Origin of the sequence: Citrobacter sp. RHB35-C21 (assembly GCF_013816515.1) — a bacterium.
GTDB lineage: Bacteria > Pseudomonadota > Gammaproteobacteria > Enterobacterales > Enterobacteriaceae > Citrobacter > Citrobacter braakii.
In genome coordinates this window covers 3,416,808-3,431,620 of sequence record NZ_CP057147.1, presented here as the reverse complement: position 1 = coordinate 3,431,620, position 14,813 = coordinate 3,416,808, and the positions used below count along the sequence as shown (strand labels likewise).

At 50.2% G+C, this 14,813-nt stretch carries 14 protein-coding genes and 1 pseudogene; 9 read left to right on the top strand and 6 right to left on the bottom strand.

Annotation, left to right across the window (positions count from 1 at the left end; all coding sequences use genetic code 11):
• Positions 1–83 precede the first annotated feature (83 nt).
• Together HVZ39_RS16785 and HVZ39_RS16780 are read right to left on the bottom strand one after the other, a co-directional pair.
• Positions 84–899 (bottom strand): Cof-type HAD-IIB family hydrolase, encoded by an 816-nt coding sequence (locus tag HVZ39_RS16785; RefSeq protein ID WP_181632723.1) that lies wholly within the window; start codon positions 897–899, stop codon positions 84–86.
• Positions 899–2,107 (bottom strand): MFS transporter, encoded by a 1,209-nt coding sequence (locus HVZ39_RS16780; protein WP_181632722.1) that lies wholly within the window; start codon positions 2,105–2,107, stop codon positions 899–901. Before HVZ39_RS16780 ends, HVZ39_RS16785 begins: the two co-directional genes overlap by 1 nt.
• 85 nt (positions 2,108–2,192) lie before the next feature.
• Between HVZ39_RS16780 and HVZ39_RS16775 the strand changes: the two genes are divergently transcribed.
• A complete protein-coding gene (locus HVZ39_RS16775) occupies positions 2,193–2,753 on the top strand; it encodes a TetR/AcrR family transcriptional regulator (RefSeq protein ID WP_029139468.1) in 561 nt (186 codons plus the stop codon).
• Here HVZ39_RS16775 and HVZ39_RS16770 read toward each other — a convergent pair.
• Together HVZ39_RS16770 and HVZ39_RS16765 are read right to left on the bottom strand one after the other, a co-directional pair.
• Positions 2,740–3,537, bottom strand: a complete 798-nt coding sequence (locus tag HVZ39_RS16770; protein WP_181632721.1) for an SDR family oxidoreductase — start codon at positions 3,535–3,537, stop codon at positions 2,740–2,742. The two genes, HVZ39_RS16775 and HVZ39_RS16770, sit on opposite strands and share 14 nt — an antisense overlap.
• A gap of 270 nt (positions 3,538–3,807) precedes the next feature.
• The gene (locus HVZ39_RS16765; RefSeq protein ID WP_016152406.1) at positions 3,808–5,493 is read right to left on the bottom strand and encodes an aspartate:alanine antiporter; all 1,686 of its coding nucleotides are present in this window, start codon (positions 5,491–5,493) and stop codon (positions 3,808–3,810) included.
• Between the two features lie 269 nt (positions 5,494–5,762).
• On the opposite strand from HVZ39_RS16765, the gene HVZ39_RS16760 reads away from it, so the two are divergent.
• Positions 5,763–6,143: an inner membrane protein YbjM gene (locus tag HVZ39_RS16760; RefSeq protein WP_016152407.1), complete on the top strand. Its 381-nt coding sequence runs from the start codon at positions 5,763–5,765 to the stop codon at positions 6,141–6,143.
• Between the two features lie 34 nt (positions 6,144–6,177).
• Here HVZ39_RS16760 and HVZ39_RS16755 read toward each other — a convergent pair whose 3' ends face one another.
• On the bottom strand, positions 6,178–6,441 hold the full coding sequence (locus HVZ39_RS16755; protein WP_016152408.1) for a GrxA family glutaredoxin: 264 nt from the start codon (positions 6,439–6,441) through the stop codon (positions 6,178–6,180).
• Positions 6,442–6,613: 172 nt separating this feature from the next.
• Here HVZ39_RS16755 and HVZ39_RS16750 point away from each other — a divergent pair, with 172 nt between their 5' ends.
• Together HVZ39_RS16750 and nfsA are read left to right on the top strand one after the other, a co-directional pair.
• On the top strand, positions 6,614–6,892 hold the full coding sequence (locus HVZ39_RS16750) for a YbjC family protein (protein ID WP_181632720.1): 279 nt from the start codon (positions 6,614–6,616) through the stop codon (positions 6,890–6,892).
• Positions 6,889–7,626 (top strand): oxygen-insensitive NADPH nitroreductase, encoded by a 738-nt coding sequence (gene nfsA, locus HVZ39_RS16745; protein WP_181632719.1) that lies wholly within the window; start codon positions 6,889–6,891, stop codon positions 7,624–7,626. Before HVZ39_RS16750 ends, nfsA begins: the two co-directional genes overlap by 4 nt.
• 412 nt (positions 7,627–8,038) lie before the next feature.
• On the opposite strand, the gene HVZ39_RS16740 is transcribed toward nfsA, so the two are convergent.
• Positions 8,039–9,655: a YadA C-terminal domain-containing protein gene (locus tag HVZ39_RS16740; protein WP_181632718.1), complete on the bottom strand. Its 1,617-nt coding sequence runs from the start codon at positions 9,653–9,655 to the stop codon at positions 8,039–8,041.
• A 731-nt stretch (positions 9,656–10,386) separates the two neighbouring features.
• Here HVZ39_RS16740 and HVZ39_RS16735 point away from each other — a divergent pair.
• The 5 genes and pseudogenes from HVZ39_RS16735 to potG form a co-directional block, all read left to right on the top strand.
• Positions 10,387–10,464 (top strand): annotated as a pseudogene (locus HVZ39_RS16735) (oxygen-insensitive NADPH nitroreductase); the annotation flags it as partial.
• A 59-nt stretch (positions 10,465–10,523) separates the two neighbouring features.
• A complete protein-coding gene (rimK, locus tag HVZ39_RS16730) occupies positions 10,524–11,426 on the top strand; it encodes a 30S ribosomal protein S6--L-glutamate ligase (RefSeq protein ID WP_016152412.1) in 903 nt (300 codons plus the stop codon).
• Positions 11,427–11,516: 90 nt separating this feature from the next.
• The gene (locus tag HVZ39_RS16725; protein WP_016152413.1) at positions 11,517–11,993 is read left to right on the top strand and encodes a YbjN domain-containing protein; all 477 of its coding nucleotides are present in this window, start codon (positions 11,517–11,519) and stop codon (positions 11,991–11,993) included.
• A 433-nt stretch (positions 11,994–12,426) separates the two neighbouring features.
• Positions 12,427–13,539, top strand: coding sequence for a spermidine/putrescine ABC transporter substrate-binding protein PotF (gene potF, locus HVZ39_RS16720; protein ID WP_181632717.1), 1,113 nt, complete (start codon positions 12,427–12,429; stop codon positions 13,537–13,539).
• A 138-nt stretch (positions 13,540–13,677) separates the two neighbouring features.
• Positions 13,678–14,811, top strand: coding sequence for a putrescine ABC transporter ATP-binding subunit PotG (gene potG, locus HVZ39_RS16715; RefSeq protein WP_016152415.1), 1,134 nt, complete (start codon positions 13,678–13,680; stop codon positions 14,809–14,811).
• Positions 14,812–14,813 lie beyond the last annotated feature (2 nt).

Genomic DNA, 14,813 nt, shown 5'->3' with positions numbered 1-14,813 from the left:
TGGAGGTAATAATCCAGCGGGTTAATTTGAGGCGGATTATGAATAGATCATGCCATCATTTTGTTGCCGTCTGTGCTGAGACGTTATTGCGTAAACGGTGCTTCATTCTTTAACACGCGGTCGATAATATCCAGCACGCCCTCTTCGTTGTTCGACCCTGCGCGATATTTTGCCGCCTGGATCACCGGCTCATGGGCGTTCGCCATTGCAAAACTAAATCCTGCCTGACGCAGCATCTCAATATCATTGCCGCCATCGCCAAACACAACAACCTCATCGTCGGTAATATTCCAGCGTTGTTGCAGCAGACGCAGACCGTTTGCCTTATGCACACCGGGTATAATTAAATCGATGCTGCCGTAGCCGGTATGTACCGGCACCATAATGTCGCCAATCGCCTCATGGAGGTCAGCCTGCACCTGGGGGATACGATCGTCTGAAATATTTAGCCCGAACTTGAAAAAAACGTCATTGAGGTTGTCAAAATTATCCACAAATTCAAGACGATGATAATACATGGCGGAGACCGTCTTATGCTCATCGCTGTACCGCTTCAGGGTATAGGCGCTGTTTTTACCGCAGGCGATAATATCGATGTCCGTACGGGTCAGCAGATGTTCCACGATGGCCTGGAAATCGTCTTTTGCCAGCTCACCGTTAAAGACATCTTCCCCTTCACTGACCACCCATCCGCCGTTTTCGGCGACAAATGAGATTTCACTGGCCAGTTCAGGGAAAAAGGAGATGAGCTGGTAATACTGGTTGCCGCTGGCGACCACAAAGCGGATCCCTTGTTCTTTCATCTGGCGGTATTGCGCCATAAAGCGCTCACGATTATAGGTTTTTTGGTCGCTTAAAAATGTGCCGTCCATGTCGACTGCAATCAGTTTGATACGCATTAGCTGTTCTCCATCACAGTGGTGTTTTTGAGATCCGGTTTTGCCACCGCTTTCGCGACGATGGCGGCGACAAGCACCAGCGCCAGCACTACCAGCATAGCGCTACGCAGGCCGTAGTGTTCACCCAGGTAGCCCAGCAGCGGTGGTCCAACCAGGAATGCCAGATAGCCGGTAGTGGCGACAACGCTGACGCGGGTTGGCGCATCGGGGCCGGTGTCGCTGGCAGCCGAAATGGTCAGTGGGAAGCCCAGTGATGCTCCGAGTCCCCACAGAATAACGGAAACACCCGCCACCCAAGTGCTGTCGACAAAAATAATCAGGCTAATCCCAAGAGCACCCATTAGCGCACTGGCGCGCACTACCGCGACGCGGCTGTAGCGGTCGATGAACCAGCCGCCAGTAAATCGTCCAACGGTCATACCCAGCGTAAATCCGGCATAAATCAGCGAGCCTGATGTCGGGCTAAATCCATGTCCGTCCACCATCAGCAGCGGAAGCCAGTCGTTGGCGGAACCTTCAGCAAATGCCATTGCGAGCACCACGACGCCAATCAGCAATAGCTGAATATCACGATAAAAAGGCAGTCCTTTTTCGCCGGAGTGAGACCCGTCAGCGGCATTTTTACCCGTGCCGTCAGGAATGGCTTTGATGGCGATGAAGATAGGGGTGATAGCCACCATCGCCGCCAGCAAGATATGCGTGGTCGCCGGTACGCTGAAGGCGGTAAGCATCATCCCGACTCCGGCACCCGCCAGCGTTCCCAGGCTGTAAAAACCGTGCATCATCGGCAGTACGGTTTTATTCATTTCGCGCTCAACAGCCGCACCTTCGACGTTGATGGCAACTTCTGCTGCGCCAAAGCTGGCGCCGAACACGCCCAGACCAAATGCGAAAAGCCATGCGGAATGCAGCCAGAGCGCCACGCTGAGGATTGCCATTCCGAGGACTGCGCAAGACATGGTGGTGCGGATCACTTTACGCGTGCCAAATCGTTTCACCAGCCAGGCCGAACAAAGAATGCCACTCATCGAACCAATTGAGAGTCCAAACAGCACCGCGCCCATTTCGGCGGTTGAGATGGAGAGGATATCTCTGATGGCAGGGGTACGCGTTGCCCAGGAGGCCATTAATAATCCTGGTAAAAAGAAGAACGTGAACAGTGCCCAGGTGCGACGTCTTAAGGCTTTGCGTGATGAGATGCCAGTCATGAATTCGAGCCAAAGAAAAGAGGAAAGAAGACAACCTTAGCAAGGTTGTGTACATTTGTACACAAATGCAAGAAGAGGTAATGCAGTGCGACGTGCGAACGATCCGCAGCGGCGGGAAAAAATAGTTCAGGCGACTCTGGATGCGGTAATAGCCCATGGTATTCATGCGGTTACACATCGGAAGATTGCGACAATTGCTCAGGTGCCCTTGGGTTCTATGACCTATTACTTTTCGGGAATTGATGAGCTTTTAATGGAGGCGTTTGACCGTTTTACTGACAGGATGATGCTGCAGTATCAGGCTTTTTTTGCCGACGTTGCGGATGCGTCGCAGGCTTGCCATGCGATTACCGATATGATTTACAGCTCCCAGGTCACGACACCCGATAACATGGAACTCATGTATCAGCTGTATGCCTTCGCCAGCCGTAAACCGGCACTAAAAACGGTGATGCAAAACTGGATGTTACGCAGCCAACAAACGCTGGAGCAGTGGTTTGCTCCGGTTACGGCGCGGGCGCTGGATGCGTTTATTGAAGGGATGACGCTGCATTTTGTCACGGACAAAAAGCCGCTGCGGCGAGAAGATATCTTGCTGATGGTGGAGCGTATTGCGGGGTTGCCCGCAACGGTCAGTTGTGCGTAGCGCCGCCGGTAATATTCACCACCGTTGCGGTGATTGCTCCGGCATGGTCTGAAGCCAGAAAGGTCATTACCTCAGCGATTTGTGCAAGCGTAGGCAGGCGCCCAAGCATGGTACTTTGCGCCGCACCACCTAACCATTGTGCGACGGTTAAACCCATTGACTGCGCTTTAGCGGTAAAAATCTCCCCGGTATAGGAACCGGCCTGAACGGCATCCACAATCGCATGCGAGCGCACGCCGACGACCCGAATATTCGCCGGCCCCAGTTCGCTGGCGAGCGCTTTAAGAAAGGCCTCTGTTCCCGCACAGCCAACGATGTGTCCCAGATGTCCAGGTATCGCCATCGGGGCCGCAGGCGCAACAACGGTGAGAATGACGCCCGCACGATTGCCGCCCATGTGTGGCGTTACGGCTTTTGCGATATTGAACTGCGCCGAGAGGAAAGGGGTGATTCCGCTCATAAACTCAGAAAGGGATAACGCCTCGATGCGTTTGCCCTGTTCATGCATAAAGCCGGTTGCGTTAACCACCACATCTATTCCACCGGTTTGCTGCGCAAGCAGAGTAACTTGTTTTGAGGTACCGTATTCGTCGAGTACATCGGTGACAAAGGTTTCGACTTTACCGCCCGCGGTTCGAATGCTACTGGCCACCCAATCCAGCTTTTCCTGACTGCGCGCGCCCAGATACACATGAGCGCCTTCACGCGCCATGGCATGCGCAACTGCACTGCCTATAGCGCCGCTGCCTCCGAAGATTACCGCGACTTTGCCTGCGAGTACCATAGCAACCACCTATTACCATTTAGCTCTGACTAAAAGTATGTGTCATAACCAGCATGCTGCAAATGTGAGAGAGAGTTTTGGGGGAGGGAGTCAGCGAACGCAAAATTCAGGCAACAAAAAACCCATCAACCTTGAACCAAAACGGCGGGGTTGATGGGCTCCACAAATTGGGGACATCAAAGAAAAGCAGTGGCAATAGTTATGACTGACGTCTTGAAGAAAAGTTCTGCTTACCTGCAAAAAATTTTCGTTTAAGAGTAAATTTCAGCGCTAACCAAGCCCAGGCCAGACAATGACGATGAGTGTCCCCGCTAATGTCAGCAGTACGTTGGCAATTGCGTAGGTCCCGGCATAGCCTAATGCGGGGATGTTGCTGCGTGCCGTATCGCTGATGATTTCCATTGCCGGAGCGCAGGTACGCGCGCCCATCATGGCGCCAAAAAGCAGGGCGCGGTTCATGCGCAATACGTAAGCACCGAATAAGAAACAGATGACAACCGGCACCAGGCTGACAACCAGGCCAGCAATCAGCATTTGCCCACCCACAGCGCCAAGGCCATTGCCAATGCCGCTGCCCGCGCTTAAACCGACGCCTGCCATAAATACCATCAGGCCAAACTCTTTGACCATGTTCAGCGCCCCCTGTGGGATATAGCCAAACGTTGGATGGTTGGCACGCAGGAAGCCCAGCATGATCCCAGCGAACAGCAGTCCAGCCGCATTCCCGATGCCGAAGCTGAAATTACTGAACTGGAAGGTGATCATCCCGATCATCAGACCGATGATAAAGAAGGCGCAGAAGGCCAGCAGATCGGTCACCTGACTGTGAATGGAAATGAAGCCGATACGATCGGCAATGGTTTTGACGCGGCGAGCATCCCCACTGACCTGCAGCACGTCGCCTTTATTAAGCACGACGTTATCATCGATAGGCATTTCAATCTGGCTACGGATCACGCGGTTGAGAAAACAGCCGTGATCGGTCAGCTTCAACTGGGCCAGGCGGCGGCCAACGGCATTGTGGTTTTTCACCACAATCTCTTCAGTAACGATGCGCATATCGAGCAGATCGCGATCGAACACCTCTTTACCATTACGGAAGCTCGGATCGAGGCGGGCATGCGCATCCGGATAACCCACCAGGGCTATCTCATCGCCCATTTGCAGTACCGCGTCGCCATCCGGGTTGGCCAGGATGCCGTTGCGACGGATGCGTTCAATGTAACAACCGGTCTGGCGATAGATACCCAGCTCGCGCAGATTTTTGCCATCGGCCCATGCCACCAGTTCCGGGCCAACGCGATAGGCACGAATTACCGGCAGATAAACCTTACGGTTGGCATCAGTGTCCAGACCTCGTTCACGTGCGATTTGTTGGGCGCTGGTTTGCAGATCCTGATGCTGAAGTTTCGGCAGGTAGCGCGCGCCAACAATCAGACTGACCAAACCAATCAAATAGGTGAGCGCATAACCGAGGCTCAGGTTATCGAGGGCGGTTGAAAGCGATGTCCCCGACATTCCGGAATGGCGCAAGGTGTCACCCGCGCCGACCAGCACCGGCGTTGAGGTCATCGAGCCGGCCAGCATACCTGCCGTCAGGCCGATGTCCCAGCCAAATAGCTTACCCAGCCCCAGGGCGATCAGCATGGCGCTGCCGACCATCACCAGAGCAAGCATTAGATAATTTTTCCCATCTCGAAAAAAAATCGAAAAAAAGTTGGGACCGGCTTCGACGCCGACACAAAAAATAAACAGCATAAAGCCGAGATTTAATGCATCGGTGTTAATACTAAAGTGCTGTTGACCTAATAATAGGGACACCACTAAAACGCCAATGGAATTACCGAGTTGGACTGAACCCAGACGTAATTTACCCAGACACAGGCCCAGTGCCAGGACCACAAATAATAACAGGATGTAATTCCCATTTAACAAATCTGCGACGTTTATATTCACGGAGACTAACTTCTTGTTTACTAGTAAGCTATTGAAAGAAATGGCAATTTACGCTAATGTTTTTGCCAGAAATTAAGGGGCGACAGCTTCGTACACAGCCCCGAATAATGCAGCATAACAATATATGCGGTTAGTTTAATCTCATTACGTATCAACGGCTATAAGAATCGTGTGAGTGTGTTTTTGGCATGGAATGCCTGGTTACTTTATCTGACTGGACGCCTGCGGGCGAAAAGAGTGTTCGATAGAGAATGTGTCAGGAGGAACAATTGAAACATAAGCAAAGTTGGGCGGGTGCGGTCTGCTGCTTTGTGCTCTTTATTGTGGTGTGTCTTTCATTAACGCTGAACGTGAAAGGGGCATTCAGAGCGGCAGGGCATCCTGAGGTCGGATTGTTGTTTTTTATCCTGCCTGGTGCTGCAGCAAGCTTTTTCTCCCATCGTCGGGAGGTGCTCAAACCCCTTCTTGGTGCCATGTTGGCGGCGCCGTGCTGTCTGTTACTGATGCGGTTCGTTTTTATGCCGACGCGTTCATTGTGGCAAGAGCTGGCGTGGTTGTTTAGTGCGGTGTTTTGGTGCGCGCTTGGCGCATTGTGTTTTTTGTTTATCAGCAACTTGTTCAATCAGCATCATCGACGGAAAAAGAACTGAAGACGCCCTCCAGCGGAGGGCGTAGAAACGGCGATCAGGCGAACAGATTCATGTTCTCTTTTGCCCACGCTTCAAAATCCGTGCAGCCGCCGATGTGTTTTTGATCAACAAAAATCTGCGGAACGGTTTCAACTGGCTTACCTACCGTCTTTTCCAGATCGGCTTTCGTAATACCTTCGGCATGGATATCAATGTAGCGGAAGTTAAAATCGTCATGCTCATTGCTTAATTTTTCTGCTAATTCTTTTGCGCGCACGCAATACGGGCACCCAGGACGACCAAAAATAACGGCAAACATCTCTCTCTCCTCGAACTTATCAGGCCGGATGGCAATACTTGTTATGATGCCGCGATTTGTGACGGATGAAAAGCAGGTTCAGCCTGTTGCTTTGATATCCTCAAGCTATAACTGTTAAACACGACAAGCCGGAACGTTTTATAATGGAAGCCATTTCGCCGGGAGGCCGCTTATGCGCACAATTGGTGCATTACCCAAAAGCGTATTGATGCTGGAAATAATCGGGATGGTTTTGTTATCGCTGGCGCTGCTATCGCTTAACGATTACCTCACTTTACCCGCACCGCTTGGCAGTCCGTTAGCCTGCGTGGTGATGATATTTCTGGGTGTGCTGCTGATGCTTCCCGCCGCGGTGGTATTAACGTGGCGTATTGCTCAACTGGTTGCGCCGCAGCTGATGTCACGAACCCCCGGTGATTCTTCACGTTCAGACAGAGAAAAAAAGAGATGACGCCAACCATTGATTTACTTCGTAGCCACCGTTCCATTCGCCATTTCACCGATGATGCCATTTCGGATGCGCAGCGGGAGGCGATTATTGCCGCCGCTCAGGGGACCTCAAGCTCCAGTTTTTTACAATGCACAACCATCGTTCGCATAACGGATAACGCCCTGCGTGAATCACTGGCTACTATATCCGGCGGACAAAAACATGTGGCGCAGGCTGCCGAGTTCTGGGTGTTTTGCGCTGACTTTAATCGCCATTTGCAGATTTGCCCTGACGCGCAACTCGGGCTGGCGGAACAACTGCTACTGGGCGTTGTTGATACCGCGATGATGGCGCAAAATGCGCTGACGGCGGCAGAGTCTTTGGGGCTTGGCGGCGTGTTTATTGGCGGTCTGCGAAATAATATTGAGCCGGTCACTGAACTGCTGAAGCTTCCGCAACATGTTCTGCCGTTGTTTGGGCTGTGCCTCGGCTGGCCGGACAAGTCAATTCCTCAATATGAAAAAATTACAAAACCTCGTCTTCCCGCTGGTTTAGTTGTGCATGAGAATAACTATCAGACTGTAAACAAAGCGCTTTTACAAGAATACGATGAAGAATTAGCTCACTACTACATGACACGCGCGACAAACAACCGCCGCGATACGTGGACTGATCATATCCGTCGAACCATCATCAAAGAGAACCGACCGTTCATCCTGGACTACTTGCACAAACAAGGTTTTGCTATCCGCTAACCCCTTGTTGTTGGGCGGTGCTTTCGCCGCCCCTTCTAAATACCTGTATTAATCATCTAATACAGGTAACTTCATGTTCCAGATTATCAGCCGGAAAATTCCGTAAGCTAATATCTCCTAAAGTAATCAAACTACTCTCCAGCGTGAAAGAGTCATTACACAATTCAATTTCATAAAATGAAATTTCACCATTTCGACCAGTTAATGCTTTCATCACTAAAAATTTAGCTGAATCTTTGAATCGAAGACCGAATTTTCTTTCCTCTCATTCGGGTTGTTTAACTTTGTCGAAAAGGATTATCTATAGGCTGCTTTATATCCTTGCCTTACTTTTTTTCGATAAGAGCACCATATTTTTTTGATAGTTCATAAAGATTCTCTTTTCTTAGGGGGGATTCCCCCCATCCTTTATTTAAAAGCCCACAGCGATCCCTGTGGAGTACGCAACCTGTGTAGCGCTCGTGGTGGAAACACCTGCTTTAACCGCTACACGGTCAGAAACGTTATAGTTAACACCAACCGCAATTGCTTGTTCACCGCTATAACCACCAGTTGCCGCACCTAAAGAGAATTTAGAACCTGCAACAGTAGGGAGGCCAGCCAGCGCCGCAACGCTTGCGATCCCCGCATTTGCTTTCTTCTCGTTACGGTCAACTTTAGCCTTCAGGTCAGAGAACGACTTGTTTAGCCCATTAACTTCCTGTTCAACACCAGTAATACGACCGTCGAACCCTGCAACCTGGCGTTGTGTGGTGTCTGCCATGTTGTAAGCGGTGTTCGCGATGCTGTGCGCACTGCTAGCAGTCTGGGCTGCACTGTTCGCGGTGGTCTGGGCAACATCGGCTTTAACCGTAGCAATATCAACCTGTGATTTTGCTTCTGCTGCCTGGGTTGTTGCCTGGTTTACAGAATCAACAATGCTCGAAACCTGGGTAGAAACTACCTGAATATCAGTTTTCACGTTTTGAACATCGGTTGTGTTCTTATCAACCTTTGCAATCAGACCGATATCCCCCGTTGAATCCGTACCCATCGTGGATGTTGCACCGTGCAAAATCTGGTTGATCTGGTCTGCTTTGCTGTGCGCTGCGTCCACATCACTTTTATCCGCTTTGCCGCTAACAGCTACAGAAAGATTATGTACGGTTTCTTTATCAGCTTTTTCCAGCATGGTCTTCTGTAAACCGCCTACCGTATCCGCTACGTCCTGGACGGTGTTTTTATCCGCTTTCAGGTCGTTCAGTTCGTTTACCATCTGAGTATTCTTAGAAGCAGTATCCGCTACCTTAACCAGTTCCGTTTTATCAACCTTACCCGCGACCGCTTCCGCAATGGAGGTATCAACCTGGTTTTGGTTTACCTTGTCTGCAACCGCGTTAGAAATTGCCGCTGTCACTTCGGCTTTATCCGCTTTGTTCGAAACATCAACTGCTGACAAGTTGTTCAGACGGTCGTTAATTGCGTTGAGTTCGGTTTTATCCGCTTTCGCATCCAGATCAGCTTTATCTGCTTTGTTGTTCATTTCCGTGTTGATATTGGTAAGGCTAACTTCGGTGGAGGTAACGCGATCAGAAACAGCAGTCAAATCAGATTGTTCAGCTTTACCGGAGACATCGACCGAAGTCATCGTATCCAGATGATGTTTAATTTGGGTGATATCACTGGTGTTGAGATCAATAATACCTTTGTAATCTTCAACCTTACGCAGCGCTTCCGTTGCGTTGGTGTTCGCGGTTTCAGCAATGTTTTGCACGTAACCAACATCATCAAGAATGACTTGGTTAGTTACTTTCTGTTTTTCCATATCGGTTATAACCTGTTCGAGGTCATAACCCATCTGACCGATGTCCACCACTTTCACACCTGGAACAGCTACACCGTTGATCTGATATTCTCCATTAACCATCACGCCATTCGCCATCAAGTCATATTCTGGCGTTCCAGGTTGATGCGGGATAATATACCCGTTAGCGTTAACACCAAAAGAAGCCAGAATAGTAAAAGCAACCAGATTTTTTACAGCGTTCATACAAATATCCTTTTTGATAAATTAAATGTGAGTTTGGTCGGCCCCAAATCCAGGGGCTTTAATTGCTATAATTATTTCAGGTATTACGGGATTGCTGCTTTTCGTAAAATTAAATCACTTTATTAAAGTCACCAGCATCATAAACAAGCGTTTTGGTTCCGATGCTTGCACTATATTCAATTACGCTGCTGTCTGTTGCGAAATTAATTTTTTGCTAAGAACTTCCTTGGCAAAAGCTTAGTGTTAATATTAGCCAATGCCATATCAGAAAAAATATCTCTGTGTTCTACTTGCGGTAATTAATGCAGAAATTACCAGGGCAATTAATTTAGAGTTGCTCTTCATTTATTTTTTTAGTCCGTGTAACAAACTGTAAATTGGTCGTACCACTTGCGGGGTATTCTAGTGACTTGTGAAAAATGAAATTTTGTTTTAGATCACATATCCTGACATTACTTTATTACTCGAAACTGAATGATTGGAAAATGAACTGTTGCGGAATGAAACGATATCGATACAACACACCAGGATAATCAGGAAAGGCAGGATTATCTGGTGGCGGGGCATAAGCCCCACACAGCGTTTCGCTTGTATCACACCCTCCCAGTTAACCGTTTTGAGGAACTCGACGTGTGATACCAACCCGATAGCGTTGTTATTCGCCACGCCCTCTGGGGGGCGTGATAGCGGATCATCTCCTGTGCGTGGTCAAGGAATCCGACAACATCACTCTTCGCCGCACCACCATTAAAGAAAGTGGCCCCTTTATCCTGGAATATTTGCATAAACAGGGGTGGGCTACGCGATAAAGATTTTAACGCAGTGTATGATATGCCAGCTTTTACCAGGTCATTCAGAGAGGTGCAGGGTGAAAATTGCCATTTTGTCCCGGGACGGAACGCTCTATTCTTGTAAACGCCTGCGTGAAGCGGCGATGCAGCGTGGTCACCTGGTTGAAATTATCGATCCCCTTTCTTGCTATATGAACATCAGCCCGGCGGCGTCCTCTATTCATTACAAGGGCCGCCAGCTTCCTCATTTCGATGCAGTGATTCCAAGGATTGGTTCAGCGATTACCTTTTACGGTACCGCGGCGTTGCGCCAGTTTGAGATGCTGGGTAGCTATCCGCTGAATGAGTCGGTAGCGATTACGCGTGCGCGCGATAAGCTGCGTTCGCTGCAGCTGCTGGCGCGTCAGGGAATCGATTTACCCATCACCGGGATTGCTCACTCTCCGGACGATACCAGCGACATGATTGACATGGTTGGCGGCGCGCCGCTGGTGGTGAAACTCGTTGAAGGTACGCAGGGGATCGGCGTGGTACTGGCGGAAACGCGCCAGGCCGCAGAAAGCGTGGTGGATGCCTTTCGTGGGTTGAATGCCCATATTCTGGTTCAGGAATATATCAAAGAAGCGAAAGGGCGAGATATTCGCTGTTTCGTGGTGGGTGACGAGGTGGTGGCCGCCATTGAGCGCCGGGCCAAAGAAGGTGATTTTCGTTCTAACCTCCATCGCGGTGGGGTTGCCACTATTGCGAATATCACGCCGCGCGAAAGGGAAATTGCGCTCAAAGCCGCTCAGACAATGGGTCTGGACGTTGCTGGCGTTGATATTCTGCGTGCTGAACGTGGGCCGCTGGTCATGGAGGTCAACGCTTCTCCTGGCCTGGAGGGGGTGGAGAAAACCACCGGAATAGACATTGCCGGCAAGATGATCCAGTGGATTGAGCGTCACGCTACGCCTGAATTTTGCCTTAAAATCGGCGGCTAAGCACAATATCGATTGCGATCGTAGTATGACACGCTCTTTTTGCGTAAGCTGTGCCGGTATTTTTTTCATCAATAGAGGTCGCACATTATTATGACATCACTGGTCGTTCCCACTCTGGATACGTTGCGTCAATGGCTCGACGACCTGGGCATGAGTTTTTTTGAATGCGATACCTGTCAGGCGCTGCATTTGCCGCACATGCAGAATTTTGACGGCATCTTTGATGCAAAAGTTGATTTGGTCGATAACGTCATTCTGTTTTCCGCGATGGCAGAAGTCAGACCTTCTGCACTACTGCCGCTGGCCGCCGATCTGTCTGCGATTAACGCCAGTTCACTGACGGTGAAAGCCTTTCTGGATATGCAGGATGATAATCTGCCAAAGCTGGTGGTCTGCCAGTCTTTATCCGTTATCCCGGGCGTGACGTTTGAGCAGTTCGAATATTTTGTTCGCCAGAGTGAAGAGCAAATATCGATGGTGATCCTCGAGGCCGGTGCGCATCAGCTGTTATTTAACGCTGAAGAAGATGCGCAAAACAGCAACGCCGAAGTTCATTTCCTCCATTAATTCTTCCTGAATCTGGACATATATTGCGCAGCCGCTGCCAAAGCGGTTGCGTATTGCCTGTTTTTATTCTGCATTTAACCGTTCATTAAAGAATTATTCACCTCCATTCAGCGCCTTCCGCTGTATGTCATAGACAATTCATGCATAAAAAATTGATAAAAGACGTTTTTTAATCTGGGCTATATCCACAAATCCTGGCTAAAGTTATTCTTGCGAAGCTTATCAACGTCATCATTCAAACAGCCCCTTGTGGCCTGACCTGTGGCCACAATGCATATTGAATGCATGGGCGGATAACAGCGCGCAGTAGCGGCGTGAGGAGAGGCCTCTCTTTTCATGGGTGCCGCTTGATAGAATATGCACGTTTCTTGCATATCATTAGAGTGTGACATTTTTGTTCGTTTGTTAACGAACTTTCAGAAGGAAAGAGATTATGACCGCCTTAAATAAACGATGGTTACCAGGCCTGGTTGCGGGTGCTCTGATGGCCATCTCTGCTGGCACGCTCGCTGCTGAACAAAAAACGCTGCATATTTATAACTGGTCTGATTATATTGCCCCGGATACGGTGGCTAATTTTGAAAAAGAGACCGGAATTAAAGTTATCTATGACGTATTTGATTCCAATGAAGTGCTGGAAGGTAAGCTCATGGCTGGCAGTACCGGCTTTGACCTTGTCGTTCCATCCGCCAGTTTCCTTGAGCGTCAACTGACCGCGGGCGTCTTCCAGCCGCTGGATAAGAGCAATTTGCCTGGCTGGAAAAACCTCGATCCTGAATTGCTGAAGCTGGTGGGTAAACACGATCCGGACAACAAGTTTGCGATGCCGTATATGTGGGCAACAACCGGTATTGGCTATAACGTGGATAAAGTGAAAGCGGTACTGGGGCCGGATGCGCCGGTTAATAGCTGGGATCTGATCCTCAAGCCAGAAAATCTGGAAAAACTAAAAAGCTGCGGCGTCTCTTTCCTCGACGCGCCCGAAGAAGTGTTTGCCACCGTGCTGAATTATTTGGGTAAAGATCCAAACAGTACCAAAGCGGATGATTACACCGGACCGGCAACCGATCTGCTGTTGAAACTGCGCCCGAACATTCGCTACTTCCACTCCTCGCAGTACATTAACGACCTGGCAAACGGTGATACCTGCGTGGCGATTGGTTGGGCCGGGGATGTATGGCAGGCGGCAAACCGGGCGAAAGAAGCGAAAAATGGCGTCAATATTTCCTTCTCAATTCCTAAGGAAGGTGCGATGGCCTTCTTTGATGTGTTCGCGATGCCAGCCGATGCGAAAAACAAAGACGAAGCCTATCAGTTCCTCAACTACCTGCTGCGCCCTGATGTAATTGCGCATATTTCTGACCACGTGTTCTATGCCAATGCCAACAAAGAAGCGACAGCACTGGTCAGCCAGGACGTTCGCGACAACCCGGGCATTTACCCGCCTGCGGATGTTCGCGCCAAGCTGTTCACGCTGAAAGTACAGGATCCGAAGATCGACCGTGTACGTACTCGCGCCTGGACGAAGGTAAAAAGCGGGAAATAACCCGATGTACGGGACGTGACCTGGCAGGATTTACGCCTGCCGGGCAGTGTTGATCCCGGACACACATAACCCGGCAATACGCACCACCGTGGTGCGTTATTTGCACCGTTTCTTTGTTTTATGCCGGAGAGCGCCTAATTGAATGATGCAACCCCACGCCCACAAGCGAAAATCCGCAAGGCGCTGACCCCGCTGCTTGAAATTCGCAACCTGACCAAGTCCTTTGACGGTCAGCACGCCGTTGATGACGTCAATCTTACTATCTACAAAGGCGAAATATTTGCTCTGCTCGGGGCGTCCGGCTGCGGTAAATCGACCCTGTTGCGGATGCTGGCGGGATTTGAACAGCCAACAACCGGGCAAATTATGCTTGATGGCGTCGATTTAGCGCATGTTCCGCCTTATCTGCGTCCGATTAATATGATGTTTCAGTCCTATGCACTGTTTCCGCACATGACGGTAGAGCAGAACATTGCCTTTGGCCTCAAGCAGGACAAGCTGCCAAAGGCTGAAATCGCCAGCCGGGTGAGTGAGATGCTGGGCCTCGTGCATATGCAGGAGTTCGCCAAACGTAAGCCGCATCAGCTTTCTGGCGGTCAGCGTCAGCGCGTGGCGTTGGCGCGTAGCCTGGCGAAACGCCCGAAGCTGCTGCTGCTGGATGAACCGATGGGGGCGCTGGATAAAAAGCTCCGTGACCGCATGCAACTGGAAGTGGTGGATATCCTTGAACGTGTCGGCGTGACCTGCGTGATGGTGACGCACGATCAGGAAGAAGCCATGACGATGGCGGGTCGCATTGCGATCATGAACCGTGGCAAATTTGTCCAGATCGGCGAGCCTGAAGAGATCTACGAGCATCCGACTACGCGTTACAGTGCAGAATTTATCGGTTCGGTTAACGTCTTTGAAGGACTGCTGAAAGAACGTCAGGAAGATGGTCTGGTTATTGAGTCTCCAGGACTGGTACATCCGCTGAAAGTGGACGCAGACGCTTCCGTTGTCGATAACGTCCCGGTGTATGTTGCGCTGCGCCCGGAAAAAATCATGCTCTGCGAAGCCCCTCCGCCAGAGGGATATAACTTCGCGGTAGGCGAAGTGGTGCACATTGCCTATCTGGGGGATTTGTCGGTGTACCACGTACGTTTGAAAAGCGGCCAGATGCTGAGCGCTCAGCTACAAAATGAACATCGTTATCGCAAGGGATTACCCACCTGGGGTGACGAAGTCCGTTTATGTTGGGATGCGGACAGCTGTGTGGTGTTGACGGTTTAAGG

Coding starts and splice junctions, on each gene's coding strand:
- HVZ39_RS16755 (WP_016152408.1), bottom strand. CDS start 6,441: ATGTTTGCCGTTATTTTTGGTCGTCCTGGGTGCCCGTATTGCGTGCGC.
- HVZ39_RS16750 (WP_181632720.1), top strand. CDS start 6,614: ATGCGCACAATTGGTGCATTACCCAAAAGCGTATTGATGCTGGAAATA.
- HVZ39_RS16785 (WP_181632723.1), bottom strand. CDS start 899: ATGCGTATCAAACTGATTGCAGTCGACATGGACGGCACATTTTTAAGC.
- HVZ39_RS16770 (WP_181632721.1), bottom strand. CDS start 3,537: ATGGTACTCGCAGGCAAAGTCGCGGTAATCTTCGGAGGCAGCGGCGCT.
- potF (WP_181632717.1), top strand. CDS start 12,427: ATGACCGCCTTAAATAAACGATGGTTACCAGGCCTGGTTGCGGGTGCT.
- nfsA (WP_181632719.1), top strand. CDS start 6,889: ATGACGCCAACCATTGATTTACTTCGTAGCCACCGTTCCATTCGCCAT.
- HVZ39_RS16780 (WP_181632722.1), bottom strand. CDS start 2,107: ATGACTGGCATCTCATCACGCAAAGCCTTAAGACGTCGCACCTGGGCA.
- HVZ39_RS16725 (WP_016152413.1), top strand. CDS start 11,517: ATGACATCACTGGTCGTTCCCACTCTGGATACGTTGCGTCAATGGCTC.
- HVZ39_RS16740 (WP_181632718.1), bottom strand. CDS start 9,655: ATGAACGCTGTAAAAAATCTGGTTGCTTTTACTATTCTGGCTTCTTTT.